Source organism: Streptomyces sp. 1331.2 (assembly GCF_900199205.1).
Lineage (GTDB): Bacteria > Actinomycetota > Actinomycetes > Streptomycetales > Streptomycetaceae > Kitasatospora.
This window is the reverse complement of the sequence record NZ_OBMJ01000001.1, coordinates 1,314,573-1,339,883: the sequence shown is the minus strand read 5'-3', so window position 1 is coordinate 1,339,883 and position 25,311 is coordinate 1,314,573. Positions and strand designations below refer to the sequence as shown.

The following is a 25,311-nucleotide window of genomic DNA, read 5'->3' as shown; positions in this document are numbered from 1 at the left end:
CGGTTGGGAGGGGGAGGGTGCCCGGCAAGAAGAAGACCGTGACCGCACACCCGCTGGGCGGGGTGCGGCCACGGCTGCCCGGCGCTCAGGACACCGGACGTTCGAGGTGGTGCGGGTCGGATCAGCGCGAGGCCGGGCAGAGCGTGGACCGCAGCGCGTCGTTGATCTTGGTGGCGGTGTCCGGTCCGAAGCCCTGCGGGTGGTCGGGCGAGGTGAAGCGCTGGTTGGCCAGCTCGACCAGCTTCCCCTTGTCCTTGGGGAACTGGTAGAGCGACTGGCACTGGTTGCGCGCCCGGTCCACGGCCTGCTCGGGCTTGCCGCCGACGATCGCCGGGTCGATCGCGTCCAGTGCGGCGACCAGCTTGGCGGTGAGGTCGGAGTCCGGCTTGGCGGGCAGCCCGGCGTCGGCGGGCGGCGCGGGCTTGGCCGGCGCGGGGGCTCCCGGGGTCGTGCCGGCGGGCGCGGGAGCGTCGGTGGCGCCGTCGGTCGTGGGGGCGGCCGTGCCGGGCGTGGGGGCCGACGCAGTCGAGGCGGCGTCGGAGGGGGCAGCGGTGGAGACGGCGGTGGCGGTGGGGGAGCCGGCCGCGGAGGTGGCCTTGCCCGAGCTCGATCCGGAGCTGGAGCAGGCAGCGAGGCTCACCGCGGCGAGTGCCGTGAGGGTGGCGGCGAGGAGTCGAGTGCGCATGGCGCCCACACTGTCATGTTCGCGGCGCAGAAGGGAAGGTCCCTCGGGAGGCCCGACCAGCCCCGCCCGACCGGCCCACCCGGCCCCGCCTGGGCGGGCCCCAGGGAGGGCCGGTCCGACGAACGGCGGCCCGGGGGAACCATCTCCTCCGAGCCGCCGTGAGCCCTACGTCATCCGCCCTCCGACCGTCCGGCCGTCAGCCCAGACCGTTGGACTTCAGCCAGTCCTTGGCCACCGCCGACGGGTCCTCCTTGTCCACCGCGACGCGCTTCATCAGGGCCGTCAGGCCCGCGGTGTCGAGCTTGGCCGACACCGCGTTGAGCGCCGCCGTCGCCGTGGCGTCCACGCCGGCCTTGTTGACCAGCGGGGTGACGTTCTGCGCGCCGAAGACGTTCTTCGGGTCGCTCAGCGGGACGAGCTTGTACTGGACGATCTTGGGGTCGGTGGTGAACACGTTGCCGACCTGGATGCTGCCGTCCTTGAGCGCGTTCGCGGTGGTGTCGGCGGTGGGCTTCCACTCCTTGAAGGTCAGCCCGTAGACGTCCTTGAGCTGCTGCTCGCGCCGGGACTTGAACTCCGGCGGGCCGCCGATGGTGAACTCGCCGGCCTTGGCGGCCAGGTCGGAGACGCTCTTGAGGTTGTACTTGTCGGCGGTCTCCTGGGTGACGCTGAGCGAGTCCTTGTCCTCGGCGGGGGAGGAGTCGAGGATCCCCAGCGCGGCGGGCAGCGTCTTGGCGAGCGCCGCGTTCACGTCCTGCGTGGTGACGGCGGTGGCCTTGGGGTCCAGGTAGGCGAGCAGCGCGCCGTTGTACTCGGGCAGGACGGTCAGGTTGCCGCTCTGCAGCTGCCCGTAGAGCACCTCGCGGCTGCCGATGTTGAACTTCTCCTCGACCTTGACGCCCTTGGCCTTGAGGGCCTGCGAGTAGATCGAGCCGAGCAGCACGTTCTCCGGGAAGTTCGCGGAGCCGATGACCACCGTCGAGCCGGAGCCGCCGCCCGAGCCGCCCGAGCCGCCTGCGCCGGCGGAACCGCTGGAGGAGGCAGAGGCACTGGAGCCCCCGCCGAGCGGGTCGCCGCCGGAGGAGCCGCAGGCGGTGGCGCCGAGGGCGAGCACGGCGAGCGTGCCGAGGACGACCGCGCGCCGGCTTCGCTTCATTGTCGACATGGTGAGATGTGTCCTTCCGGAGAGGATGGGAGAGGGGGTTCAGCGGGCCCGGCGCTGGGCGCGCATCCCGGGCGGGAGCGCGAACCGGGCGAGCAGGGCGAAGAACAACTGGGCGGCGACGGCGAGCAGCACCACCAGCAGCGCACCACCCACCGTCACGGCGTACTTGCGGGTCGCCAGCCCGTCGATGACGTAGCGGCCGAGCCCGCCCAGGCCGACGTAGGCGGCCACCGTGGCGGTCGCGATGACCTGGACGGTCGCGGTGCGGAAGCCCGCCAGCAGGGTCGGCGCGGCGGAGGGCAGGCAGACCTGCCGCAGCACCTGCGGGTGGGTCAGCCCGATGCCGCGCGCGGCGTCCCGGACGTCCGGGTCGGTGCCGCGCACCCCCTCGACGGCGGCCACCAGCAGCGGCGGCGCGGCGAGCGCCACCAGCGGGACCAGGACGGCGGTGTCGCCGACCCCGGCGAGCAGTACCGCCAGCGTCACCAGGCCGAGGGTGGGCAGGGCGCGGGCGGCGCCGGCGAGCGCGGTCACCACGGTGACGCCGCGCCCGGTGTAGCCGATCAGCAGCCCGAGCGGGACGGCGAGCAGCGCCGCGAACAGCAGCGCCTCGCCGGAGAGCAGCAGGTGCTCGGCGACCCGGTGCACGATCGAGTCCGGGCCGCTGCGGTGGTCCGGGGCGGTGAAGAAGTCGCTCAGCCAGTCCAGCCAGTTCACGAGCCCGCCCCCTTCTCGCGGACGGCCCAGGGTGCGAGCAGCCGCCGGGCGGCCACCAGCACCAGGTCCACGGCCAGCGCGAGGACGGCGATCAGCACGATGCCGGCCACGATCGGGGTCGGGAAGGTGCGCTGGAAGCCGTCGATGAACAGGTAGCCGAGCCCGCCGCGCCCCACCAGCGCGCCGACGCTGGCCAGCGAGATGCTGGACACCGCGGCGACCCTCAGGCCGGCGATCAGGTACGGGACGGCGGCGGGCAGTTCGACCGAGGTCAGCCGGTGCCAGGGCCCGTACCCCATCGCCGTGGCGGCCTGCCGGACGGCCTCCGGGACGGCGCGCAGCCCGTCCACGGTGGTCGGCAGCAGGACGGCGAGGGCGTAGAAGGTGAGCGGGATCATGACGGTCGCCTGGGTGGCGAGCCCGGTGTACGGGATGAGCACCACGAACACGGCCAGCGAGGGCAGCGCGTAGACGATGTTGAAGACGGCGGACAGCGGCTGGTAGAGCCGGGGGAAACGGGCGCAGGCCAGACCGAGCGGGATCGCCAGCAGCAGTCCGATGAGCACGGGGACGAGGGCGATCACGGCGTGGTCGGCGAGCAGGTGGCCGAGGTAGCCGAGGTGGTCGCCGATCCAGTACCAGCGGACGATCGGTTCATCGTCCACCGTCGGCTCCGTCCGCGTCCGCGCCCGCGTCGGCGCCGGCGGCTCCGTCGGCCACGGGCCGGAGCGCGGCCAGGACGGCCTCGCGGCTCGCGGTGCCGGTGGCCCGGCCCTCGGCGTCCAGGGCGACCGCGACCCCGGCGGCGGAGAGGACGGCGGCGTCCAGTGCGGTGCGCAGGGTGTCGGTGTCCGGCCGGAAGGCGGGGGCGGCGTGCAGCTCGGCGGTGACGGCGTCGCGGTCGATCCAGCCGATCGGTCGGCGCTCGTCGTCCAGGGCCAACTCCCATCCCCCGTAAGCGAGTCCGTCGCTCATCGGGCGCAGCGCGACGGCCCGTGCGGGGCGCAGGCCGAGGCCGCGCAGGCCCCGGTCGCGGCCGAGGAAGGCGGCGACGCCGTCGTCGGCGGGGGTGGTGAGCAGCGTGTGCGGGTCGGCCAGTTGGGCGATCCGGCCGTGCTCGCGCAGCACCACCACCTGGTCGCCGAGCCGGACGGCCTCCTCGATGTCGTGGGTGACGAACAGCACCGTCTTGTGCAACTCGGACTGCAGCCGCAGCAGCTCCTCCTGGAGCCCGGCGCGCACCACCGGGTCGACGGCGCTGAACGGCTCGTCCATCAGCAGCACCGGCGGGTCGGCGGCCAGGGCGCGGGCCACGCCGACGCGCTGCTGCTGGCCGCCGGACAGCTGGAACGGGTACCGCTTGGCGGTCTCGGGCGCGAGCCCGACCAGTTCGAGCAGTTCGGCGGCCCGGGCGCGGGCCTTCTTGCGGTCCCAGCCGAGCAGGTACGGGACGGTGGCGATGTTGTCGATCACCTTGCGGTGCGGGAAGAGTCCGGCCTGCTGGATCACGTACCCGATGCCGCGCCGCAGTTTGGCGGGCTCCAGCTTCGCGACGTCCGTGCCGTCCAGCAGCACTCGGCCCGAGGTGGGTTCGACCATCCGGTTGACCATGCGCAGCAGGGTGGTCTTGCCGCAGCCGGACGGTCCGACCAGGACGGTTATCCGGCCGGTCGGGACCTCAAGGTCCAGGCCCTCGACGGCGACGGTCCCGTCGGGGTGGCGCTTTCCGGCGCCCTCGAATCTGATCACGGGGTGTTTCCTCGTCAGGGCGCCCCGGGGAGGCGGCGCCTGTGTCGGTCGTTCGGTCGGGTCGTTCGTTGGCGGCGGTTTCACGCGCCCGGGCGTACTTCCGCCCGCGTGGCTGCCCAGTTTTGGACCGGCGGAAACTCTGATCAGACTATGACCTGCATCATCTCCTGTCCCTGATTTACCGTCCGGCACGCGGCGCAGCCGGGCACCGCCGGTGCTCAGCCGCCCTGACGGGTCGGCAGCCCGGCTGCCGCCCAGCCGACGAACCCGCCGTCCAGGTCGGTCGCCCGGTGCAGGCCCAGCTCCCGGAGCGAGGCGGCGGCCAGACTGGAGGCGTAGCCCTCGGAGCAGACCACGATCACCTCGATGTCGTGGCCCGAGGCCTCGGGGATCCGGTGGCTGCCCGTCGGGTCGAGCCGCCATTCCAGCACGTTGCGCTCGATGATCAGCGTGCCCGGGATCTCTCCCTCGGCCGCCCGCTGCGCCGCCGGGCGGATGTCCACCAGCAGCGCGCCGTCCAGCTGGGCCTGGTACGCCTCCCGGGCGTCTGGACGGTGCACGCCCTCGCGGGCCCGCTCCACCAACTCTTCGATCGTCGTCACCACTGCTCCGGTCCTTCCTCCGAGGTGCGGACGAGCCCTCCGGCCCGTAGGTCGTAATGCGCCATCGAGTCCAGCGGCGGCGAGTAGGCGTGCAGGGTGACGGCGGGGCCGGAAGCGGTGTTCCGCACGTCGTGCACGTACTCGGGGCCGAAGGCCCGGGCGGTGCCGGCCTGGAGCCGGCGGATCAGCAGGCCCTGCTCGGGGCCGCCGAGGGACAGCTCCTCCAGCTCGCCGAGGGCGACGGCGAACGCGCCGCGCGAGCCGCCGTGGTCGTGGAAGCCGGTGGACTGGCCGGGCAGCCAGCTGATCAGCCACACCTCGTGGTCGTCCGCGGCCACCAGCCGCCGGTACCAGCGGTCCTCGGTGGAGAGGCGGACGTGGTGGATCCACCGGTCGGGCTGCTCGGCCAGCTCGCGGACGATGCTCCGCAGGGTGCTGGGGGTGAGCGGGGCGGCGGGGGCGGGAGGGGCGGCCGTCGGGGTGTCGGTGACGAAGTCCAGGCTCGTGTTCAGGCTCATCAGGGCGTCCTCGGATGCGGCGGGAACGTCGGCAGGGGTGCCCGGTTCCGGCGGCGGGTGGACGGGCGTGGGCCGACGGGGGCGGCCCGGCCCGTACGGGTGTGCCGGGACTGGGGCGGGAGGAGGTCAGGACTGCGGGTGCGCGGCGCGGGCCCTGGCAGGCGTCACAGGGCGGGAGCGGCGGGGGAGAGCAGGGTCAACAGGCACAGATGGAACTCGCCTGGCGTCGCAGATCGACGTGCAGGCGGCAGACCAGAGTGGTGCCGGAGTCCATGGCCGGATCCTTCCCGAGCGAACCGGACGAAGTCAAGCCGGTTCGGACGAAGTCAGCCGGGTCGGCAGTCCGGCGGGTGAGTAAGGAGGGCACTTACGGGGTAGATGAGCCTTTCATCGCACCCCGGACCGTCCGCGTGTCCGCCCGAGAAGATCGCCTCAGACCCGTTTCCGCCAACGTATTGTCAGGCCACCGAGGCCCGGCCTACGGTCTACAGATCGCTTTCTACGCACGTAGACCCCAGCGGATCCCCGAGCGGATCCGCGGGTGAGACCCGCCCCGTCAACCCATGGACCGCGGGCCCGACCGCACGGCCGGGCCGCGGAGTTGCGGAGGTACCCATGTCACAGATCGTCCGTGCCGCGCTCGTCCAGACCCGCTGGACCGGCGACCAGGAGAGCATGATCGCGCTCCACGAGCGCCACGCCCGCGAGGCCGCCGCCCAGGGCGCGAAGATCATCGGCTTCCAGGAGGTCTTCAACGCCCCGTACTTCTGTCAGGTCCAGGAGCCCGAGCACTACCGCTGGGCCGAGGCCGTTCCCGACGGCCCGACCGTGCGCCGGATGCAGGAACTCGCCCGCGAGCTCGGGATGGTCGTCGTCGTCCCGGTCTACGAGGAGGAGCAGACCGGCGTCTACTACAACACCGCCGCCGTCATCGACGCCGACGGCAGCTACCTCGGGAAGTACCGCAAGCACCACATCCCGCAGGTCAAGGGCTTCTGGGAGAAGTACTACTTCAAGCCCGGCAACCTCGGCTGGCCCGTCTTCGACACCGCCGTCGGCAAGGTCGGCGTCTACATCTGCTACGACCGCCACTTCCCCGAGGGCTGGCGCGCCCTGGGCCTGGCCGGCGCGCAGATCGTCTACAACCCCTCCGCCACCAGCCGCGGCCTGTCCGCCTACCTCTGGCAGCTCGAACAGCCCGCCGCCGCCGTCGCCAACGAGTACTTCGTCGCCGCCATCAACCGGGTCGGCACCGAGGAGTACGGCGACAACGACTTCTACGGCACCTCCTACTTCGTGGACCCGCGCGGCCAGTTCGTCGGCGACGTCGCCTCCGACAAGGAGGAGGAACTCGTCGTCCGGGACCTCGACCTCGGCCTGATCGAACAGGTCCGCCAACAGTGGGCGTTCTACCGCGACCGCCGGCCCGACGCCTACGGACCGCTCGCCGAGGCCTGAGGAGCAGCGCGATGACCACCCGCGACCCCCAGCAGCGCACGATCGTCCGCGGCGGCCTCGTCATCACGGCCACCGAGGAACTCCACGCCGACGTCCTGATCGAGGGCGAGCGCATCGCCGCCCTCGCCGCCACCGGCAGCTCCGCCGCCCAGGCCTGGACCGCCGACACCGTCATCGACGCCACCGGCCACTACGTCATCCCGGGAGGCGTCGACGCCCACACCCACATGGAGCTGCCGTTCGGCGGCACCGCCGCCTCCGACACCTTCGAGACCGGCACCCGGGCCGCCGCCTGGGGCGGCACCACCACCATCGTCGATTTCGCCGTCCAGCCCGTCGGCGGCTCGCTGCGCGAGGGCCTGGACACCTGGCACGCCAAGGCGGACGGCAACTGCGCCGTGGACTACGCCTTCCACACGATCGTCTCCGACGTCAACGACGGCGTCCTCAAGGAGATGGACGCGCTCGTCGACTCCGGCGAGTCCACCTCCTTCAAGCTCTTCATGGCCTACCCCGGCGTCTTCTACAGCGACGACGGCCGCATCCTGCGCGCCATGCAGCGCGGCGCCGCCAACGGCGGGCTGATCATGATGCACGCCGAGAACGGCATCGCCATCGACGTCCTGGTCGAACAGGCCCTCGCCGCCGGGAAGACCGCCCCCCGCTACCACGGCGAGGTCCGCCGCGAACTGCTGGAGGCCGAGGCCACCCACCGGGCGATCAAGCTCGCCCAGGTGGCGGGCAGCCCGCTCTACGTCGTGCACGTCTCCGCCGCCGCCGCCCTCGCCGAACTCGCCCAGGCCCGCGACTCCGGGCTCAACGTCTTCGGCGAGACCTGCCCGCAGTACCTCTTCCTCTCCACCGACAACCTCGCCGAGGAGGGCGCCGACGGCTTCGAGGGCGCCAAGTACGTGTGCAGCACGCCGCTGCGGCCGCGCGAGCACCAGGAGGCGCTCTGGCGCGGGCTGCGCACCAACGACCTCCAGGTGGTCTCCACCGACCACTGCCCGTTCTGCTTCGCCGGGCAGAAGGAGCTCGGGCGCGGCGACTTCTCCAAGATCCCCAACGGCCTTCCGGGCGTGGAGAACCGGATGGACCTGCTCCACCAAGCCGTGGTGGACGGGCACATCAGCCGGCGCCGCTGGGTCGAGATCGCCTGCACCACGCCCGCCCGGATGTTCGGCCTGCACCCGCGCAAGGGCACCATCGCCCCGGGCGCCGACGCCGACCTCGTCGTCTACGACCCCGCCACGGTCCAGACCGTCTCCGCCGCCACCCACCACATGAACGTGGACTACTCCGCCTACGAGGGCCGCCGACTCACCGGCCGGGCCCGGACGGTGCTCTCCCGCGGCACCGTGGTGCTCGACGACGGCACCTGGCACGGCCGGGCCGGTCACGGCACCTTCCTGCGCCGCGACACCTGCCAGTACCTGACCTGACGCCCTCGCCCTGTCGTCTCCGCCGTTCCTTTCCGCCGTTCCTCTCCGTCTTCCCTCTCTCCCGGAGCCACCCATGGACATCGGCCTCGTCCTGCAGACCGACCCGCCCGCCCGCCTGCTCATCGACCGGATGATCCGCGCCGAGCGGGCCGGGTTCAGCCACGGCTGGACCTTCGACTCCTGCGTCCTGTGGCAGGAGCCCTTCGTCATCTACAGCCGGATCCTCGCCGAGACCGAGCGCCTGACCGTCGGCCCGATGGTCACCAACCCCTCCACCCGCACCTGGGAGGTCACCGCCTCCCTGTTCGCCACCCTCAACGACATGTACGGCAACCGCACGGTCTGCGGGATCGGCCGGGGCGACTCCGCGATGCGGGTCGCCGGACGCCACCCCGCGACCCTCGCCCGGCTCTCCCAGGCGATGCACGCCATCAAGGAGTTGGCGGAGGGCCGCACCGTCGAGGTGGACGGCACCGAGATGCACCTGCCCTGGGTCGGACCGGGCGCGTCCCTGCCGATCTGGATGGGGGCGTACGGCCCGAAGGCCCTCGCCCTGACCGGGCGCCAAGCAGACGGCTTCATCCTGCAGTTGGCCGACCCGTACCTCACCGAGTTCATGGTCAAGGCGGTGCGGGCCGCCGCGGTCGAGGCCGGCCGCGACCCGGACTCGGTCACCGTCTGCGTGGCCGCCCCCGCCTACGTGACCGCCGACGACTCGCCCGCCGCGCTCGCCCACGCCCGGGAGCAGTGCCGCTGGTTCGGCGGGATGGTCGGCAACCACGTCGCCGACCTGGTCGACCACTACGGCGAGCACTCCGATCTGGTGCCGGAGGCGCTCACCGACTACATCAAGGGCCGCCAGGGCTACGACTACAGCCACCACGGCCGGGCCGGGAACCCGGACACGACCTTCGTGCCGGACGAGATCGTGGACCGCTTCTGTCTGATCGGCCCGGCCGAGGTGCAGCGCGCCCGGCTGGCGGAACTGCGCTCGCTCGGCGTCGACCAGTTCGCCGTCTATGCCATGCACGACGCGATCGAGACCACCATCGACGCCTACGGAACGGACGTCATCCCCCACCTGTGATCCCCGGCGACGTCGGACGGTGGACGTCCGACGTCAGCTGTCCGGGGATCCTGAGGTGATCCCAGTTGCAGCAGACGGGAGTTGCCCATGCCCGACACCGTGACCAGCGGCGGCAGACAGCGGCAGCACCCCGACGGCCGGGTCGAACTCGACCCGGCCGCCGGGGAGTTGCCTCCCAACGGCTTCACCAGCGACGACCTGCTCCCGGTCCCGGTGGCACGACGCACCTGGACCACGTACAACTTCCTCGCACTCTGGGTCGGCATGGCCCACAACATCCCTTCCTGGACACTGGCTTCGGGCCTGGTCGCGATCGGCATGGACTGGAAACAGGCGGTGCTGACCATCGCGCTCGCCAACCTCGTCGTGCTGGTGCCGATGCTGCTCACCGGGCACGCCGGCACCAAGTACGGAATCCCGTTCCCGGTGTTCGCCCGCGCCGCCTTCGGGCTGCGCGGCGCCAACCTGCCCGCCCTGATCCGGGCGGCGGTCGCCTGCGCCTGGTTCGGCATCCAGACCTGGATCGGCGGCGAGGGAATCTTCCTGCTCGCGGGCAAGCTGTTCGGCCAGTCCTGGCTCACGGCAGGGGAGTTGGGCGGCTACCCGTGGACCCAGTGGCTCTCGTTCCTGCTGTTCTGGCTGCTGGAGATGGCCATCATCGCCCGCGGGATGGAGGCGCTGCGGCGCTTCGAGAACTGGGCCGCGCCCTTCGTCATCGTCGGTGCGCTCGCCCTGCTGGTCTGGATCACCGTCAAGGCGGGCGGACTGGGCCCGCTGCTCGACCAGCCGTCCACGCTGGGGTGGGGCAGCGGGTTCTGGAAGGTCTTCTTCCCCTCGCTGATGGGCATGATCGGCTTCTGGTCCACCCTGTCGCTCAACATCCCGGACTTCACCCGCTTCGGCGGCAGCCAGCGGGCCCAGATCCGGGGCCAGGCGCTCGGCCTGCCGACGACGATGACGCTCTTCGCCCTGCTGTCCGTGCTGGTCACCTCCGGCTCCCAGGCGGTGTACGGCGAACCGGTGTGGGACCCGATCCGGCTCGCCGCGAAGATGGAGAGTCCGGTCGGCATCCTGTTCGCGCTGCTGACCGTCCTGGTCGCGACGCTGTCGGTGAACATCGCCGCCAACGTCGTCTCGCCCGCCTACGACCTGGCCAACCTGCTGCCCCGGTTCGTCAACTTCCGTACCGGGGCGCTGATCACTGGTGTGGTCGGGATCGCCATCTTCCCGTGGCGGCTGATCGCCGACCCGCACGTCTACATCTTCACCTGGCTGGGCGTGGTCGGTGGCCTGCTCGGCACCGTCGCCGGGGTCCTGATCGCCGACTACTGGCTGCTGCGGGGCACCCGCCTCCAGCTGGCCGAGCTCTACCGCCCGGGCGGGGCGTACTGGTACACCGGCGGGTGGAACTGGCGGGCGGTCGTGGCACTGCTGGTGGGCGGCCTGCTCGCGGTGGGCGGCTCGTACTCCACCGTCGACGCCCAGGGCGCCAAGCAGGGCCCGTTCCCGGTGGACGGCCTGATCCCGCTGCTGAAGCCGCTGGCCGACTACGGCTGGGCGGTCGGCCTCGCGGCGGCCTCGCTGGTGTACGTGGGGCTGGGGCGGCGGGGGCCGGGGGAGCGGGCCGCGGATGACAGATGACAGCTAACGGATAACAGATGACAGCTGACAGATGTTGAAATCTGTCAGCTGTCATCTGTTACCGGTCGGCTGTCGCCCGTTCGACGGCAGCGAGCACCTTGGTGGTGCCGTCCTCGCCGGCGAGGGTGGCGGCGACGGCTTGGGCGCGGGCCCGGTGGTGGGGGGTGTCCACGGCGTGGCGGATCGCGGTGGCGAGACGGGCGGAGGTGAGAGCGCGGAGGGGGACGGGGTCGGGGGAGACACCGAGGGCGGCCAGCCGGGCGGACCAGAAGGGACCGTCCAGTTGGGCGGGCACGGGGACGGTGGGAACCCCGGCACGGAGGGCGGCGGCGGTGGTGCCCGCGCCCGCGTGGTGGACCACGGCGGCGGTACGCGGGAACAGCCAGTCGTGCGGGGTGTCGCCGATCGTCAGGACGGTCTCCGAGTCCTCGGCGGCCAGCCCGCTCCAGCCCGACTGCAGGAGGACGCGCACCCCGGCGGCCCGGGCGGCCGCGAGCACGGTGGCAGTGAGCCGCTCGGGATCGGGGACGACGAGGCTGCCGAAGCCGACGAAGACCGGTGGCGCTCCGGCGGCGAGGAAGTCGAGCAGCCGGGCCGGAGGCTGCCAGTGCGGCTGCGCCGGCGGCCACCAGTAGCCCGCCACGTCCAGCCGGGGATGCCAGTCGGCCGGCCGGGGCACGACCGTCGGAGAGAAGCCGTGCAGGACGGGGTGGTCGCGACGGGCCCCGGCGATGCCTCGCGGTGGCAGGCCGAGCCGGCGGCGCAGTGCGCGCACGGCGGGCGCGAACAGCTGGTCGGTCGCGGCCTGGACGGCGTGCCCGGCGAGCAGGTTGCCGGGTCGGGAGAGCGAGCGGGTGCCCGTGACGGCGGGTGCGAACTCCCGCGTGGGGGCGAGTGGTTGGAGGAACAGTCCGACGGTGGGCAGGCCGGCCGCCTCGGCGGCGACCTGGCCGAGTGCGCTGGTGGTACTGGTGGTCAGCAGCAGGTCGGTACCGAGGGCGACGGCCTCGACGATGCCGTCGCCGAGAGCGGGCATGAACTTTCGGCCAAGGCGCAGGAGTTGGAGGACCACACCCGGGCCGCTGCCGGCCCGCAGCAGTCGTCGCCCCTGCGCGGAGGCGAGTTCGGCGCGCGGGTCGACCGGCAGCGGGCGGAACTCCAGCCCGGACGCCCGGACGTACTCCGCGAAGGTCGCGTGCGTGGCGACGGCCACCTGATGGCCGGCCGCCCGGAGGCGGACCCCGAGCCCGGTGAAGGGGGCCACATCGCCCCTGGACCCGGCGGTGGCGATCAGGATGCGCATGCCCGCAGTATTCCGGCGCGGAAGGCCGCCGGGAAGGACGCCACGCGCGGTGGGGAGGGGAGGGCGGCGCCTGGAACCGGGCGGCGGGCGGCGGCGTCCTTCCGGGCAGAGCCGACGGGACGGGGCCGTCGCGCCTTGGACGGGAGGAAAGACGGATGGGCATCGTTGCGTGGATCGTGCTGGGCCTGCTGGCGGGAGCGCTGGCCAAGCTGCTGCTGCCGGGGAAGGACCCGGGGGGCCTGATCGTGACCACCCTGATCGGCATCGCCGGCTCCTTCGTCGGCGGGTGGATCGCGTCGCACTTCATGCACCGGTCGGTCACGGCGCACTTCTTCGACGCGGCGACCTGGGTGTCGGCGATCGGCGGCTCCCTGGTGCTGCTGATCGTCTACCGACTGCTGTTCGGCAACTCGCGCCGCTGACGGGCGGGTTCGGCTACCGGCCACGGCCGGCGGCTCCGGGGTGGTGGCCCGGGGTGGTGGCCCGGGGTGGCGGCGCCGGTGGCCGGTTCGCGCCGGTCGTTCCGGGCACCGGAAACCATCCGGCGCCCTCCCGCGTCCTTCGGACCGGGCCCGGTGTGTCTCGACGGGGCCGTCACGTCGAGGACGCGAGGGGCGACGGATGAGCTGGATGGCGTGGATCGTACTGGGCCTGGTGTCGGGGACCCTGGCCAGGATGGCGCTGCCGGGCAAGGGTGATCGCGGCCTGATCGGCACGACCCTGATCGGCATCGCCGGCTCCTACGTCGGCACCTGGATCGTCTCGCACTGGATGCACCAGTCGGTCAGGGTGAGCTTCCTCGACCTGACGACCTGGGTCTCCGCGATCGGCGGCGCCGTGGTGCTGCTGTTCCTCTACGGAGTGCTCCACCGCATCGTCCGGCGCTGACCGTCCCCGCCCCAGCCCGGCAACCCCTCCCGGGCCACCAGCCAGGCGGGCGGGACCCCGGCGAGCCCGGTGCGGGCGGCCACCACCCCCGCGGCGATGGCGCAGGTGGTGTCCATGTCGCCCCAGCCCTCCAGGGTGTGCCAGACGGCCCCGGGCAGCGAGTCCAGGTGCCCGGAGGCGGACCAGAGGGCGAACGGGACGGTGTCCGGGGCGGAGATCAGCACCCCGGAGCCGAGCACGGTGGCGGCCTGGCGGACGCTGGTGTGCTCGGGCAGCCGGGCGGCTATCCGCAGGCCGGAGCGGACGTCGCTCACCGGCCGCCGCCCGGCGACCTCGGTCAGCAACTCGGCCCGGCCCGGGGCGGTTTCACCGCGGCTCCGGACGGCGAGCGCGGCCGCAAGGGCGACCGCCAGCGCGCCGATGACCGCCTCCGGGTGGAAGTGCGTGGTGAGCGCCGGGAGTTCGGCGGGTCAGCCCGAGTGACGGTCCGTCACTTCGCTGTCGTCACTTCGCCTTCAGGCCGCCGAGGACGAGCTTCCAGACGGCCTCGAAGCGGTCGTCGGCGCCCGGGACGGACCAGGTGGAGGCGTAGGCCGGGTCGTGGAACGGGGCGGTGGCGTCGAAGACGGCGCGGGCGGTGCTGAGGATGTGGGCGAGCTTGAACTCCTTCTCGTCCACGCCGTCGTGGATGATCTGTGCGATCTGGTCGACCAGCGTGTCGATGTGCGCCTCGACGGTGGCGCTGTTCTCCTCGACCAGCACCATGTAGGTGGCGAACAGCTCCGGGTCGTCGAGCGCCTTCTTCCGCTTGGCCGCGAACAGCGTGCCGAGCCAGCGGTGCAGCCGCTCGGCGGAGTGGCCGCCCTCGATGGTGATGGCCGCGAGCTCGTGGTGCGCCTGGTCGAGCCAGCGCTGGGTGACCGCCTCGCGCAGCGCGGCCTTGCTCGGGAAGTGGCGGTAGACGCTGCTGTGGCTGACGCCGAGGATGCGGGCGACGTCCACGACGGTGGCCTTGGCCGGGCCGAACCGCCGGAGGACGTCCTCCGCCGCGATGAGGACCTGCTCGGCGGTGAGTGTGGTGTCCGTGGTCACGGGGTGGTCCGTCCTTAGGGTCGTTCGATCGGGTGGTGCTGTGCTCCGGCGGGGCGGGCCGGAGCAGCGGGCCGGGCTGCTCAGCGCTCGCTGTCCAGATGGGCCATCTGGGCGGCAGCGTACCGGTCGCCTGCGGCGGCGCCGGCGGGGACGGCCGCCTCGATGGCGGCGAGGTCCGCCGCGGTCAGCGTGACGTCCAGGGCGCCGAGGGCCTCGGTCAGGCGCTCCCGGCGGCGGGCGCCGACCAGCGGCACGACGTCCTGCCCGCGCGAGGCCACCCAGGCGATGGCGACCTGGGCGACGGTCGCCTCCTTGGCGGCGGCGATCGTGCGCAGCGCCTCGACCAGTGCGAGGTTGTGGGTCAGGTTCTCGCCCTGGAAGCGTGGGCTGTGGCTGCGGAAGTCGGTGCCGGTGAGCGCGCGTTCCTGGTTCCAGTGGCCGCTGAGCAGGCCGCGGGAGAGCACGCCGTACGCGGTGATGCCGATGCCGAGTTCGCGGGCGGTGGGGAGGACGGCAGCCTCGATCGAGCGGCTGAGCAGCGAGTACTCGATCTGCAGGTCGCTGATCGGGTGGACTGCGGCGGCGCGGCGCAGGGTGTCGGCGCCGACCTCGGAGAGGCCGATGTGGCGGACGTAGCCGGCCTTCACCAGGTCGGCGATGGCGCCGACGGTCTCCTCGATCGGGACGTTCGGGTCGAGGCGGGCCGGGCGGTAGACGTCGATGTGGTCGGTGCGCAGGCGGCGCAAGGTGTAGCTGAGCGCCGTCTTGGTGGCGGCGGGGCTCGCGTCGTAGCCGAGCCACTGGCCGTCCGGGCTGCGCTGGGCGCCGAACTTCACGCTGATCTGCACGCTCTCGCGGTCGCGCCCGCGCAGTGCCTCGTGGATGAGCAGTTCGTTGTGGCCCATGCCGTAGAAGTCGCCGGTGTCGAGCAGGGTGATGCCCGCGTCGAGGGCGGCGTGGATGGTGGCGATGCTCTCGGCCTCGTCGGCCGGGCCGTACAGGTCGGACATGCCCATGCAGCCGAGGCCGAGGGCCGAGGTGACGGGGCCGGCGGCGCCGAGGCGGCGCTGGGTGGGGCGGGTGGTCGAGGACACGGTGACTCCAGGGACCGGGGGCGGGCGCGACGCCGGGGTGACGGCGGGGCGTGGGCAGGGTGGCCCGGGTGTCACTATGACACGACGGCGAACAGATTTCAAAATCTGTTCGCTGTCGTCTGTTATCTGAAAGTTGAAATCTGTCGATTGTCATCTGTTCGGCCCGGTAGCCCGTCGGGGCGCTGGTGGGAGCGGAGGAGGTACGCGCGGGCGGGCGGAAGGTTGCGCCACACCGTGCGCTCGCCGAGCCCGTACGCCGCCTCGAACTGCCGCAGCAGCCGGACCACCGCCCGGTGCCGGGCACCGCGGCGGGGCCCCGAGACGAGGGTGCGGGCCGTCGTCGTCCCCAGGTAGCCGAAGTACGTCAGCTCGCCGCCGGGGGCCAGCAGCCGCAGGTAGAGATCGAGGATGTCGCGGACCTGCTCGGGCGTGAAGTTGGTGAACGGCAGCCCGGACACGATCACGTCGTACCGCTCCCAGGACTCGCCGGACTGCTCGGGCCGGCCGGACTGCTCGGCCTCGCCGGATCGCCTGGACTGCTCGGGCAGCTGCTCGACCCGGCAGGCCGACAGCCGCAGCCCGACGCCCGGGTGGCGCGCGGCCAGCACCGGGTCGTCCCGCAGCCGTTCGGCGAACCGCGGGTTCGCCTCGACGACGTGCAGGCGGTCGCCCGGGCGCAGCATCCGGGCGAGCCGGCGGGTCACCACACCGGTGCCGGCGCCGACCTCCAGCACCGAGATCGGACGGTTCGGGCGGCTGGTGACCGGCACCACGAGGGCGTTCACCAGATCGGCGCCGCTCGGGGCCAGCGCGCCGGTGTCACGGAAGGTGCGCAGGGCCTCGGCGAGGAACAGCAGGTGGTCCCTGCCGTCGCCGTAGGGTGAACTGCGCTGCGGGACAAGGTAGTCGGCGAGGTGTCGGAGCTGTTCGTTCGTCATGCCGTCGACGCTAGGCAACGCGGGTGCGCCGGGAATCGGCCGGTCAGCGGCGCCGGCCCCCGACGAAAGTCGAGGGTGCCGGAACCCGGAAGACAGAGGCGCCCCGGAGCCGGCCGCCCCTAGGGCCTGTCCGGCGGATCTTGCCGGGCGCACGACGCCGGATCATCCCGCCTGGACGCACGCCCGAATCGTCCAAGTACACCCAGTACGAGGGCGATTCGGGCGCACGCCCAGACGGGCGCCCGCCGCCGCGCGCTGATCCGACAAGATCCGCCGGACAGGCCCTAGCATCGAGCCCGATGGACCGAACGACGGTCCGAACGACGGGCGGAGCGAGGAGGGAGGAGTTCCATGCGCAGGATGCCGCTCGGGTGGTACGGCCCTGAACACCGGCCGTGGACCGACACCTTGCTGCTGCTGGGCGTGCTCGGCCTCACCGCCGAGGAGGCCCTGGCCCAGTGGCTGCACTCCGACGGGCCGCTGCGCGTGCCGCGAACGGTGGTGGCCGCGCTCGCCTCGCTCTCGCTGCTGTTCGCACGCCGCTACCCCGTCGCCTCCGCCGTACTGCCGGTGCTCACCGGCGGGCTGCTCAACCGGGCCTTCCCCGGCCTGTTCAGCGTTTTCCACCTCGCCCATCTCGGCCGCCCCGGCCCGGCGGTCGTGGGCGGCGCGATCATCGCGGTGGGCAGCGCGACCGGCGCCGAGTCGCTGGTCGGCTGGGCCGGTACCACCGGATCCCAACTCCTCGTCCAGGCCGCCACCCTGTCCTTCGGCCTGTGGCTGCACGGCAGACGCGCCCTGATCCGCACCCTCCATCAACAGGTCGACGCGCTGCGCCGCGAGCGCGAGCTGCGCGCCGACCAGGCCAGGGCCGCCGAACGCGGCCGGATCGCACGGGAGATGCACGACGTGCTGGCCCACCGGCTCAGCCTGCTGGTGCTGCACGCCGGGGTCCTGCGCGACCAGGCCCGGGCCGGCACCCTCGCCGCCGACCAGGACCGGCTCACCCACCGCCTCGAACTGCTGCGCACCACCGCCGCCCGCTCGCTCGACGACCTGCGCGACGTCCTGGGAGCGCTGCGCGCCGACCCGCCGACGCATGACGCCCGAGCCACCGGGGCTGAGCCCGAGGTGTCCGGCGGGCCCGCTCCGGTCCCGGCGCCCGCCCTGCGCGACCTCACCGAACTCGTCGACGAGGCCACCCAGGCCGGCCAGCAGGTCGAACTGGCCCTTTCCGGGGACTCGGAGACCGTCCCGACCACCCACCGCCTGGCCGTGCACCGCCTGGTCCAGGAAGCGTTGACCAACGCCCGCAAGTACGCTCCCGCCGCGCCCGTCATCGTCCGGGTCGGCTACGGGGCACCGACGACCACCGTCGAGGTGCGCAACGGCCCGGGCGCGGCTCTTCCCGAGGAGCCGGTCGGCGGCAGCGGATACGGCCTGGTGGGGCTGAGCGAGCGGGTCGCGGCGCTCGGCGGTCACCTCGACGCCGGCCCGGACGGCAGCGGTGGCTTCCGGCTCTCCGCTCGCTTACCCGCGTCGGAGCGCCTGCCGCGGCCGGTACCGGAGCCGGTGGCGGCTCCGACTCCGACTCCGGCTACGGCTGCGGTGCCTGGGCCCAGGCCTGGTACCGGTGGACCGCCCCCACGACCGCAGGGGCCGGAGCGACCGAGCCGGCCGCCACAGCAGCCGAAGGACGTCCCATGATCCGAACGATGGTGGTCGACGACGACGCACTGGTCCGCCTCGGCCTGGTCGACCTGCTCGCCCAGGACCCGGCGCTCACCGTGGTCGCGGAAGCGGCGGACGGCCTCCAGGCCGTCGAACTCGCCGGAAGCCGGCGGATCGACGTCGCGCTGATGGACATCAGGATGCCCCGGCTCGACGGCATCGCCGCGACCCGGCGCCTGCGCGAACTGCCGGACGCCCCGAGGGTCATCGCGCTCACCACCTTCGACCTGGACGAGTACGTGTACCAGGCGCTCGCCGCCGGGGCCGACGGCTTCCTGCTCAAGGACACCCCACCCGCCGAGATCGCCAGGGCCGTGCACGTCGTCGCCGGCGGGCAGGGGATGCTGCACCCGGCGGCGGCGCGACGCCTGATCGACCGGTACCACCGGGTCGGCGCGCCGAGGTCGGTCGCCGCCCGCGGCCGGGTCGCCGGGCTCACCCCGCGCGAGACCGACGTACTGCGCGAACTCGCCGACGGGCTCTCCAACGCGGAGATCGCGGGCGTGCTGGGGATGCGGGAGAGTACGGTCAAGGCGCACGTCAGCCGGATCCTGACCGGGCTCGGCGTCGGCAACCGGGTCCAGGCCGCGTTGCTGGCGCGCGATGCGGGATTGGTCGGAGACGGCGCCTGAGCGCCGTGCTTGCGTCCGACGGTGCACGGCGGGGCTCGTCGGGGCATCCCACCGGCCCGTGTTCACGCGGGTGTTCCCCGGAGGTTCCCCCGGAGTCAGGCCGGTCCGATGGCCGGGCTTTCCTGAGCCGTCGCGTGCTCCCGGTTCGTACCGCATGCTGAGCCGATGTCACCCATCCGGCGTGGAATTGCCGTGCCTTGGCGGTTTGCGCTGCCGAACTCCGGCGGCGGGTCCATGGTGGAGATGGGCGCGATCCGGCGACCGCGCCCGCGCGCCGATCCAGGCCCGCGTGCCGTGCGCCCGTCGCCGTTCCCCGACGGGTGTCCGAGGTCGGGCTCGTACCGGCACGTTGGGAGCAGGGCCACCTCGCAGGAAACCGAACGGTTCTTCTAGGCTCACATCTCGGCTTCCCTGCGGTGGTTCGGCCACGCGCCCACCGCAAGGAGGCCGCCGTCCACGGGGCTCCGGGCGGACCGGGGCCACCGGATCGAGCGAGGAGGACGCAATGCCAAGCACGCCGCCCAGCCGTTCCACCACACTTGGGCCAGACGGGCCGCAGGGGCGGACCGCAGGTCATCCCGGCCGACCGGTGCGATCCGGCCGGGCCTGGCACCCGGGCGGGATCGGTCGGCCGGTCCGGCCGCTGAATACCGGCGGCGGCCGCGGAGGCGAGCGTTGAGTCCCCAGATCGTCGGGTCGCCCGCGGCACCGGGTGCCGCCGCAGAACCCGACCGAGCCCAGGCCTCCGTCCCCGCCGCCGCTGATGGGGAGGCCCTTGCCGCGGCTGCCACCGAGGCGAACGCTGTCGCCGGGAACTCCGCGATGGCGAACGGTCCCGCCCTGAAGTCGCCCGCTGTGAAGGCACCTGCTGTGCAACCGGCGACCGTGAAGACACCTGCTGTGCAACCGGCGACAATGACGTCGCCCGCGGTGCAACCGGCGACCGTGCAGACACCCGCGGCGAGAGTGACGGTCGCCCCCGGCGCGAGCGTTCCGGTCACGAACCTTCCGGTCACCGCGGCGCTGCCCGGTCTGCCGCAGGCGCTCAGCGCCCGCGCCCGTACCCTCGCCGGGGCCGTCCGGCGCCGCTGCGCCGACCTGGCCCGGATCGAGTCGCCCAGCGGCGACGCCCCCCGACTCGACGCCCTCGCCGAGGAGTTGGCCGCCGGCTTCCGCGCCACCGGTGCCACCGCCCGTCGCGAACCCGGCCCGGCGGGGGACCACCTCGTCCTGGAGTGGGAGGGGAGGGACGAGTCCCTGCCGCACCTGCTGATCGTCGGCCACCACGACACCGTCTGGCCGGTCGGAACCCTGGCGGACTGGCCGGTCGCCGAGCAGGACGGCCGGCTCACCGGCCCCGGCGTGGTCGACATGAAGGGCGGACTCGCCATCCTGGAAGGCGCATTGGCGCTGCTCGCCGATCTGGGGGAGCGGCCGCACCGGAGCGTGCGGCTGGTCGTGGTTTCCGACGAGGAGGTCGGCAGCCCGGACGGCCGGCGCCTGGTCGAACGCCAACTGCGCGGCGCGGTGGCCGTACTGGGCCTCGAACCGCCGCACCCCGACGGCCGGTTGAAGACCGCGCGGCGCGGCAGCACCAGGGTCCGGCTCACCGTGACCGGGCGCGAGGCGCACGCGGGCAACGACGCCCACGACGGGGTGTCGGCGGTCGACGAGCTGGTGGACCAGCTGGTCCTCGTCCGCGGCCTGGCCGGCCAGCCCGGTACCGAGCTCAACGCCGGTCGGATCAGCGGGGGTTCGCGGGCCAACGTGGTCGCGGGCCGGGCCGAGGCCGAGCTCGGGCTGCGGTTCGCCACCGCCGAGGCGCAGCGCCGTACGCTCGACCACCTCGCCCGGCTCACCGCGCTGCGTCCGGGTGCCCGGGTGCGGACGGAGGTGCTGTCCAGCCGCCCGGCATGGCCCGAGCGGACCGGCAATCCGCTGCTGCGGCACGTGCGTTCGCTCGCCGCGGTGCTCGGGCAGCAGTTGGACGGCGCCCCGGCGGGTGGGGCGGGGGACACCAATCTGCCGGGCTCCCGTGGGCTTCCGACCCTGGACGGCTTCGGCGCAGTCGGTGCCGGCGCCCACGCCCGGCACGAGTACGTCCGGCTGGACCAGATCGGCCCCCGGGTCGCCCTGCTGGCCGCGCTCCTCGCCGTCCCGCTGCCACGACTGCGTGACCGTGCAGAGGGGTGAGTGCACGACGGGCAAGCGGTCGACCGGCAGCGAACAGGTGACAGCGAACGAATAACGGCGAACAGGTAGCAGCGAACAGGTAACAGATGACAGATAACAGCTGACAGATTTCGAAATCTGTCAGCTGTTATCTGTTACCCGCCTCCGCGCCTTGCCATCCCTCCGCCCCGCCGCGCAGAATGGTACCGACCGAACGGTCAGTCGGTTGAAGGATCGGCCGGGCCGGACACGGCAGTGACAGTGGCAGCGGCAACGGCAACGGCAGTGACACGAGAGGTGGCCGTGGTGACAGCAGAGGTGGCCGAGGCGGTCCCCGCGCAGACGCCGGAGGACCGGTTCGAGGCGGTAGTCGCCGCCGAGCAGCGGATCGAGCCCAGGGACTGGATGCCCGACGCCTACCGGGCCACCCTGATCCGCCAGATCGCCCAGCACGCCCACTCCGAGATCATCGGCATGCAGCCCGAGGGCAACTGGCTCACCCGGGCCCCGTCCCTGCGCCGCAAGGCCATCCTGCTCGCCAAGGCCCAGGACGAGGCCGGCCACGGCCTCTACCTCTACGCCGCCGCCGAGACCCTGGGCATCGACCGCGCCGAGCTCACCGAGAAGCTGATCTCCGGCCGCCAGAAGTACTCCTCGATCTTCAACTACCCGACCCTCACCTTCGCCGACGTCGGCGTGATCGGCTGGCTGGTGGACGGCGCGGCGATCTGCAACCAGGTCCCGCTCTGCCGCTGCAGCTACGGCCCGTACGCCCGGGCGATGGTGCGGATCTGCAAGGAGGAGTCCTTCCACCAGCGCCAGGGCTACGAGCTCCTGATGACGCTGATGCGCGGCACCGAGGCCCAGCGCCGGATGGTCCAGGACGCCGTGGACCGCTGGTGGTGGCCGTCGCTGATGATGTTCGGCCCCTCGGACGCCGACTCGCCGAACTCCGCCCGGTCGATGGCCTGGCGGATCAAGCGGCACAGCAACGACGAGCTGCGCCGGCGCTTCGTCGACATGACCGTCCCGCAGGCCGAGCACCTGGGCGTCACGCTCCCCGACCCCGAGCTGCGCTGGAACGAGGAGCGCGGCGGCTGGGACTTCGGCGAGCCGGACTGGTCCGAGCTGAACCGGGTCATCCGCGGCCAGGGCCCCTGCAACGCCCAGCGGATCGAACGCCGCCGCGCCGCCCACGAGGACGGCGCCTGGGTCCGCGAGGCGGCCGTCGCCTACGCGGCCAAGCGCGCCGCCGAGCAGCAGGCCGCCGCTGCCGGGCAGGACATCGCCGCTGCCGGGCAGGACGCGGACGCCGTCGAGCAGCACGTCACCGAACAGGAGAACGGAAAGTGACCGAGTCCAAGGCCGGATGGCCGCTGTACGAGGTGTTCGTGCGTCCCCGGCGCGGGCTGAACCACGTCCACGTCGGCTCGCTGCACGCGGCCGACGACCGGATGGCCCTGCTCGCCGCGCGTGACCTGTACACCCGCCGCAACGAGGGCGTCAGCCTCTGGGTGGTCCGCTCGGACGCGATCACCGCCTCCACCCCGGACGAGCGCGACCCCTTCTTCGAGCCCAGCGGCGACAAGGTCTACCGCCACCCGACCTTCTACGACATCCCCGAGGATGTCCCGCACATCTGACGGGGGAACCGCCATGCAGGACCAGGACCACAGCGCCACCACCGCCGGCGCCCACCACGCGGAACACGCCCACCACGCGGAGCACACGGACCACGACGACCACGTCTACCTCAGCCTCGCCGAGGCCACCCCCGGCCCCGAGGGCGAGGGCCGCTGGGCGTACGGGACGGGCTTCGCCGACCCGCTGCTCGGCGTGGACACCACCCTGCCCGCCGGCCTGGACGGCGCCGACCTCGCCGCCTACTGCCTGATGCTGGGCGACGATGCCCTGGTCCTCGCCCAGCGGCTGATCGAGTGGTGCACCCGGGCCCCGGAGCTGGAGGAGGAGGTCGCGCTGGCCAACCTCGGCCTCGACCTGCTCGGCCAGTCCCGCCTGCTGCTCACCCGGGCCGGCCAGGCGGACGGCTCCGGCCGTACCGAGGACGACCTGGCGTACTGGCGTGAGGACCACGAGTTCCGCAACGTCCGGTTGGTGGAGACGCCGAACGGCGACTTCGCCCACACGGTCGCCCGGCTGCTGCTGTTCGCCACCGCGCGCGGAGCCCTGTACGAGGCGCTGAGCGCGCACCCCGACCCGGTGCTGGCGGCGGTCGCCGCCCGTGGCGTCAAGGAGCTGGCGTACCACCGCGAGTACGCCACCGCCTGGACGCTGCGCCTCGGCGACGGCACGCCGTACTCCGCCGAGCGGATGCAGGCCGGCCTGGACGCCGTCTGGCCGCTGCTGGAGGAACTGTTCACGGCGCACCCGGTGGAGCTGCGGGTCGGTGTCGACCCGGCGACCCTGCGCGAACCGGTGCTGAAGGTGCTCTCCGCCGTCCTCGCCGAGGCCGGGCTGGCCGTGCCGGACGTTCCGCCGCTGGCCACCGTCCTCGGCCGGGCCGGTCGGGACGGCGTGCACACCGAGGCCCTGGGCCTGCTGCTCGCCGAACTCCAGGTGGTGGCCCGGGCGCACCCGGGGGCGACGTGGTGACGGGCGAGGCGGTGGCGAGCGGCGTGGTGACGGGCGGCGCGGCGGCGGAGCCGGTGGGCCCGACGACCCGCGACCTGGCCTGGGCGGTCGCCGCGGCCGTCCCGGACCCGGAACTGCCCATGCTCACCCTGGCCGACCTGGGCGTGCTGGCCGGGATCGACGTGGACGGCGCCGGCGGGGCGGTCACCGCCTGGCTGACCCCGACCTACTCGGGGTGCCCGGCCGTCGCCGAGATGGCCGCCGACGTGGACCGCCGGCTGCGGGCGGCCGGGTACCCGCAGGTCCGGGTACGGCTGCGGCTGGACCCGCCGTGGTCCACCGACCTGATCACCGAGGCGGGCCGCCGCAAGCTCGCCGAGGCCGGCATCGCCCCGCCGCGCCCGACCTCCGCCGTCGGGTCGACCGGGCCCGTCCCGCTCACCCTCGGCCCGACCCGCGCCGAGCCCGGTGCCGAGCGCGCGTCCAGTACCGGGGCCGCGTCCCGCCCCGGAGCAGCGACCCCCGTGCCCTGCCCGCAGTGCGGTGCCACGGAGACGGAGGAGCTGTCCCGCTTCGGTTCCACCGCCTGCAAGGCGCTCTGGCGATGCCGCGCCTGCCGGGAGCCCTTCGAACGCGTCAAGGAGATCTGAATGCCCGCCGCTTCCGCCGCCGACACCCAGGGCACCGGCATCCGCCCCGCCCGCCGCCCCACCTTCCACCGGCTGCGGATCGACCGGGTGGAGCGGCTCTGCGAGGACGCCGTGGCGGTGACCTTCGCGGTTCCGGACGGGCTGGCGGAGGAGTACGCCTTCCGCCCCGGGCAGACCCTGACGCTGCGCAAGCTGGTGGACGGCGCCGACGAGCGCCGCTCGTACTCGATCTGCGCCCCCGTCGGCGGTCCGCTGCGGATCGCCGTCCGGGAGGTGCCCGGCGGGCTGTTCTCGCGTTGGCTGGTGCGCGAGGCGCGGCCCGGCGAGGAGGTGGAGGTCCTGACGCCCTCGGGCCTGTTCACCCCCGAACTCGGCGTCCCGGCCGACCACGTGCTGCTCGCGGCCGGCTCCGGCATCACCCCGATGCTGTCGATCGCCGGCTCCGTGCTGGCCGCCGACCGCCGCTCCACCGTCACCCTGCTCTACGGCAACCGCCGCAGCGACACCGTGATGTTCGCCGACGAGCTGGCGGACCTGAAGGACCGCTACCTCGGCCGCTTCCAGCTGGTCCACGTGCTCTCCCGGGAGACCAGGGACGCCGAACTGCTCAGCGGCCGCCTGGACCCGGACCGGGTGCGGGCGCTGCTGGCGGCGCTGGTGGACGTCGGGAGCGTCGGGCACTGGTGGCTGTGCGGCCCGTTCGGCATGGTCGCCGGGGCGAAGGAACTGCTCGCCGAGCTGGACGTCCCGGCCGAGCGCGTGCACCAGGAGCTGTTCCACGCCGAGGACGAGCCGCTCCCGGAGCGCGACGAGGACTGGGACGGGACGGACCGCGACGGCGCGTCGGACGGCGCGCACAGCGAGGTCACCGTCGTCCTCGACGGCCGCGGCAGCACCCTCTCCCTCCCGTGCGACCGCTCGATCCTGGACGGCGCCCAGCGCTCCCGCCCCGACCTGCCGTTCGCCTGCAAGGGCGGGGTCTGCGGCACCTGCCGCGCGCTCGTCACGGAGGGCGAGGTGGAGATGCGCCGCAACTTCGCGCTGGAGGAGAAGGAGCTGGCGGCCGGCTACGTCCTCACCTGCCAGGCCCGCCCGCTCACCGACCGGGTGACCGTCGACTACGACCGCTGAGCCACCTCACTGCTGAGCCGCCGC

Annotated in this window: 26 protein-coding genes and 1 pseudogene; 14 read left to right on the top strand and 13 right to left on the bottom strand. The window is 73.2% G+C overall.

What is annotated here, in order from left to right; genetic code table 11:
• Window positions 1-121: 121 nt before the first annotated feature.
• From CRP52_RS05760 to CRP52_RS40755, 8 genes are all read right to left on the bottom strand, one after another.
• Window positions 122-685, bottom strand: coding sequence for a hypothetical protein (locus CRP52_RS05760; RefSeq protein ID WP_097235399.1), 564 nt, complete (start codon window positions 683-685; stop codon window positions 122-124).
• A 196-nt stretch (window positions 686-881) separates the two neighbouring features.
• Entirely contained in the window at window positions 882-1,841 is a 960-nt protein-coding gene (locus CRP52_RS05755; protein WP_097235398.1) for an ABC transporter substrate-binding protein, read from the bottom strand.
• Window positions 1,842-1,889: 48 nt separating this feature from the next.
• Window positions 1,890-2,567, bottom strand: coding sequence for an ABC transporter permease (locus CRP52_RS05750; RefSeq protein WP_101948149.1), 678 nt, complete (start codon window positions 2,565-2,567; stop codon window positions 1,890-1,892).
• Complete coding sequence (locus tag CRP52_RS05745; protein WP_097235397.1) at window positions 2,564-3,232, bottom strand: ABC transporter permease; 669 nt, start codon at window positions 3,230-3,232, stop codon at window positions 2,564-2,566. Before CRP52_RS05745 ends, CRP52_RS05750 begins: the two co-directional genes overlap by 4 nt.
• Window positions 3,222-4,316, bottom strand: coding sequence for an ABC transporter ATP-binding protein (locus tag CRP52_RS05740; protein ID WP_097235396.1), 1,095 nt, complete (start codon window positions 4,314-4,316; stop codon window positions 3,222-3,224). The genes CRP52_RS05745 and CRP52_RS05740 overlap by 11 nt, the downstream gene beginning before the upstream one ends.
• Window positions 4,317-4,534: 218 nt before the next feature.
• Window positions 4,535-4,921, bottom strand: a complete 387-nt coding sequence (locus tag CRP52_RS05735; protein WP_097235395.1) for a rhodanese-like domain-containing protein — start codon at window positions 4,919-4,921, stop codon at window positions 4,535-4,537.
• Window positions 4,915-5,436: a cysteine dioxygenase gene (locus tag CRP52_RS05730; RefSeq protein ID WP_097235394.1), complete on the bottom strand. Its 522-nt coding sequence runs from the start codon at window positions 5,434-5,436 to the stop codon at window positions 4,915-4,917. Before CRP52_RS05730 ends, CRP52_RS05735 begins: the two co-directional genes overlap by 7 nt.
• Window positions 5,437-5,632: 196 nt before the next feature.
• On the bottom strand, window positions 5,633-5,710 hold the full coding sequence (locus CRP52_RS40755) for a putative leader peptide (RefSeq protein ID WP_101948289.1): 78 nt from the start codon (window positions 5,708-5,710) through the stop codon (window positions 5,633-5,635).
• Window positions 5,711-6,051: 341 nt separating this feature from the next.
• Between CRP52_RS40755 and CRP52_RS05725 the strand changes: the two genes are divergently transcribed.
• The 4 genes from CRP52_RS05725 (at window position 6,052) to CRP52_RS05710 (ending at window position 11,064) form a co-directional block, all read left to right on the top strand.
• Complete coding sequence (locus CRP52_RS05725) at window positions 6,052-6,894, top strand: nitrilase-related carbon-nitrogen hydrolase (RefSeq protein ID WP_097235393.1); 843 nt, start codon at window positions 6,052-6,054, stop codon at window positions 6,892-6,894.
• Between the two features lie 11 nt (window positions 6,895-6,905).
• A complete protein-coding gene (gene hydA, locus CRP52_RS05720; RefSeq protein ID WP_097235392.1) occupies window positions 6,906-8,336 on the top strand; it encodes a dihydropyrimidinase in 1,431 nt (476 codons plus the stop codon).
• 73 nt (window positions 8,337-8,409) lie between these two features.
• The gene (locus CRP52_RS05715; protein WP_097235391.1) at window positions 8,410-9,423 is read left to right on the top strand and encodes a TIGR03842 family LLM class F420-dependent oxidoreductase; all 1,014 of its coding nucleotides are present in this window, start codon (window positions 8,410-8,412) and stop codon (window positions 9,421-9,423) included.
• A gap of 87 nt (window positions 9,424-9,510) precedes the next feature.
• The gene (locus CRP52_RS05710) at window positions 9,511-11,064 is read left to right on the top strand and encodes an NCS1 family nucleobase:cation symporter-1 (protein ID WP_097235390.1); all 1,554 of its coding nucleotides are present in this window, start codon (window positions 9,511-9,513) and stop codon (window positions 11,062-11,064) included.
• Between the two features lie 58 nt (window positions 11,065-11,122).
• On the opposite strand, the gene CRP52_RS05705 is transcribed toward CRP52_RS05710, so the two are convergent.
• Window positions 11,123-12,367 carry a glycosyltransferase gene (locus tag CRP52_RS05705; protein WP_097235389.1) on the bottom strand — a complete coding sequence of 415 codons (1,245 nt, stop codon included), beginning with the start codon at window positions 12,365-12,367 and terminating at the stop codon, window positions 11,123-11,125.
• 155 nt (window positions 12,368-12,522) lie between these two features.
• Between CRP52_RS05705 and CRP52_RS05700 the strand changes: the two genes are divergently transcribed.
• Both CRP52_RS05700 and CRP52_RS05695 read left to right on the top strand, forming a co-directional pair.
• Window positions 12,523-12,789, top strand: coding sequence for a GlsB/YeaQ/YmgE family stress response membrane protein (locus CRP52_RS05700; RefSeq protein WP_097235388.1), 267 nt, complete (start codon window positions 12,523-12,525; stop codon window positions 12,787-12,789).
• Between the two features lie 208 nt (window positions 12,790-12,997).
• Window positions 12,998-13,255 carry a GlsB/YeaQ/YmgE family stress response membrane protein gene (locus tag CRP52_RS05695; protein ID WP_306458840.1) on the top strand — a complete coding sequence of 86 codons (258 nt, stop codon included), beginning with the start codon at window positions 12,998-13,000 and terminating at the stop codon, window positions 13,253-13,255.
• Here CRP52_RS05695 and CRP52_RS05690 read toward each other — a convergent pair.
• The 4 genes and pseudogenes from CRP52_RS05690 to CRP52_RS05675 all read right to left on the bottom strand — a co-directional run.
• Window positions 13,222-13,710, bottom strand: a pseudogene (locus CRP52_RS05690) (ADP-ribosylglycohydrolase family protein); the annotation flags it as partial. The gene CRP52_RS05695 and the pseudogene CRP52_RS05690 overlap by 34 nt on opposite strands.
• A 49-nt stretch (window positions 13,711-13,759) precedes the next feature.
• Window positions 13,760-14,347, bottom strand: a complete 588-nt coding sequence (locus CRP52_RS05685; protein ID WP_097235385.1) for a TetR family transcriptional regulator — start codon at window positions 14,345-14,347, stop codon at window positions 13,760-13,762.
• Window positions 14,348-14,427: 80 nt separating this feature from the next.
• Window positions 14,428-15,441 carry an aldo/keto reductase gene (locus CRP52_RS05680; RefSeq protein WP_257032309.1) on the bottom strand — a complete coding sequence of 338 codons (1,014 nt, stop codon included), beginning with the start codon at window positions 15,439-15,441 and terminating at the stop codon, window positions 14,428-14,430.
• 122 nt (window positions 15,442-15,563) lie between these two features.
• The gene (locus CRP52_RS05675; RefSeq protein WP_107474886.1) at window positions 15,564-16,379 is read right to left on the bottom strand and encodes a class I SAM-dependent methyltransferase; all 816 of its coding nucleotides are present in this window, start codon (window positions 16,377-16,379) and stop codon (window positions 15,564-15,566) included.
• 351 nt (window positions 16,380-16,730) lie between these two features.
• Between CRP52_RS05675 and CRP52_RS05670 the strand changes: the two genes are divergently transcribed.
• The 8 genes from CRP52_RS05670 to paaE all read left to right on the top strand — a co-directional run bounded on the left by CRP52_RS05670 (window position 16,731) and on the right by paaE (window position 25,287).
• A complete protein-coding gene (locus CRP52_RS05670) occupies window positions 16,731-18,086 on the top strand; it encodes a sensor histidine kinase (RefSeq protein WP_257032308.1) in 1,356 nt (451 codons plus the stop codon).
• Window positions 18,083-18,742 carry a response regulator gene (locus tag CRP52_RS05665; protein ID WP_097235383.1) on the top strand — a complete coding sequence of 220 codons (660 nt, stop codon included), beginning with the start codon at window positions 18,083-18,085 and terminating at the stop codon, window positions 18,740-18,742. Before CRP52_RS05670 ends, CRP52_RS05665 begins: the two co-directional genes overlap by 4 nt.
• Before the next feature lie 945 nt (window positions 18,743-19,687).
• Complete coding sequence (locus CRP52_RS05660) at window positions 19,688-20,935, top strand: M20 family metallopeptidase (RefSeq protein WP_218893067.1); 1,248 nt, start codon at window positions 19,688-19,690, stop codon at window positions 20,933-20,935.
• A gap of 282 nt (window positions 20,936-21,217) precedes the next feature.
• Window positions 21,218-22,267, top strand: coding sequence for a 1,2-phenylacetyl-CoA epoxidase subunit PaaA (gene paaA, locus CRP52_RS05655; protein ID WP_373560458.1), 1,050 nt, complete (start codon window positions 21,218-21,220; stop codon window positions 22,265-22,267).
• Window positions 22,264-22,557, top strand: a complete 294-nt coding sequence (gene paaB / locus CRP52_RS05650) for a 1,2-phenylacetyl-CoA epoxidase subunit PaaB (protein ID WP_030056311.1) — start codon at window positions 22,264-22,266, stop codon at window positions 22,555-22,557. The genes paaA and paaB overlap by 4 nt, the downstream gene beginning before the upstream one ends.
• A 13-nt stretch (window positions 22,558-22,570) precedes the next feature.
• Window positions 22,571-23,527 (top strand): 1,2-phenylacetyl-CoA epoxidase subunit PaaC, encoded by a 957-nt coding sequence (paaC, locus tag CRP52_RS05645; protein WP_097235380.1) that lies wholly within the window; start codon window positions 22,571-22,573, stop codon window positions 23,525-23,527.
• Between the two features lie 119 nt (window positions 23,528-23,646).
• On the top strand, window positions 23,647-24,156 hold the full coding sequence (paaD, locus tag CRP52_RS05640; protein WP_097239861.1) for a 1,2-phenylacetyl-CoA epoxidase subunit PaaD: 510 nt from the start codon (window positions 23,647-23,649) through the stop codon (window positions 24,154-24,156).
• Window positions 24,157-25,287 (top strand): 1,2-phenylacetyl-CoA epoxidase subunit PaaE, encoded by a 1,131-nt coding sequence (gene paaE, locus CRP52_RS05635; RefSeq protein ID WP_097235379.1) that lies wholly within the window; start codon window positions 24,157-24,159, stop codon window positions 25,285-25,287.
• The last annotated feature ends 24 nt before the right edge of the window (window positions 25,288-25,311 follow it).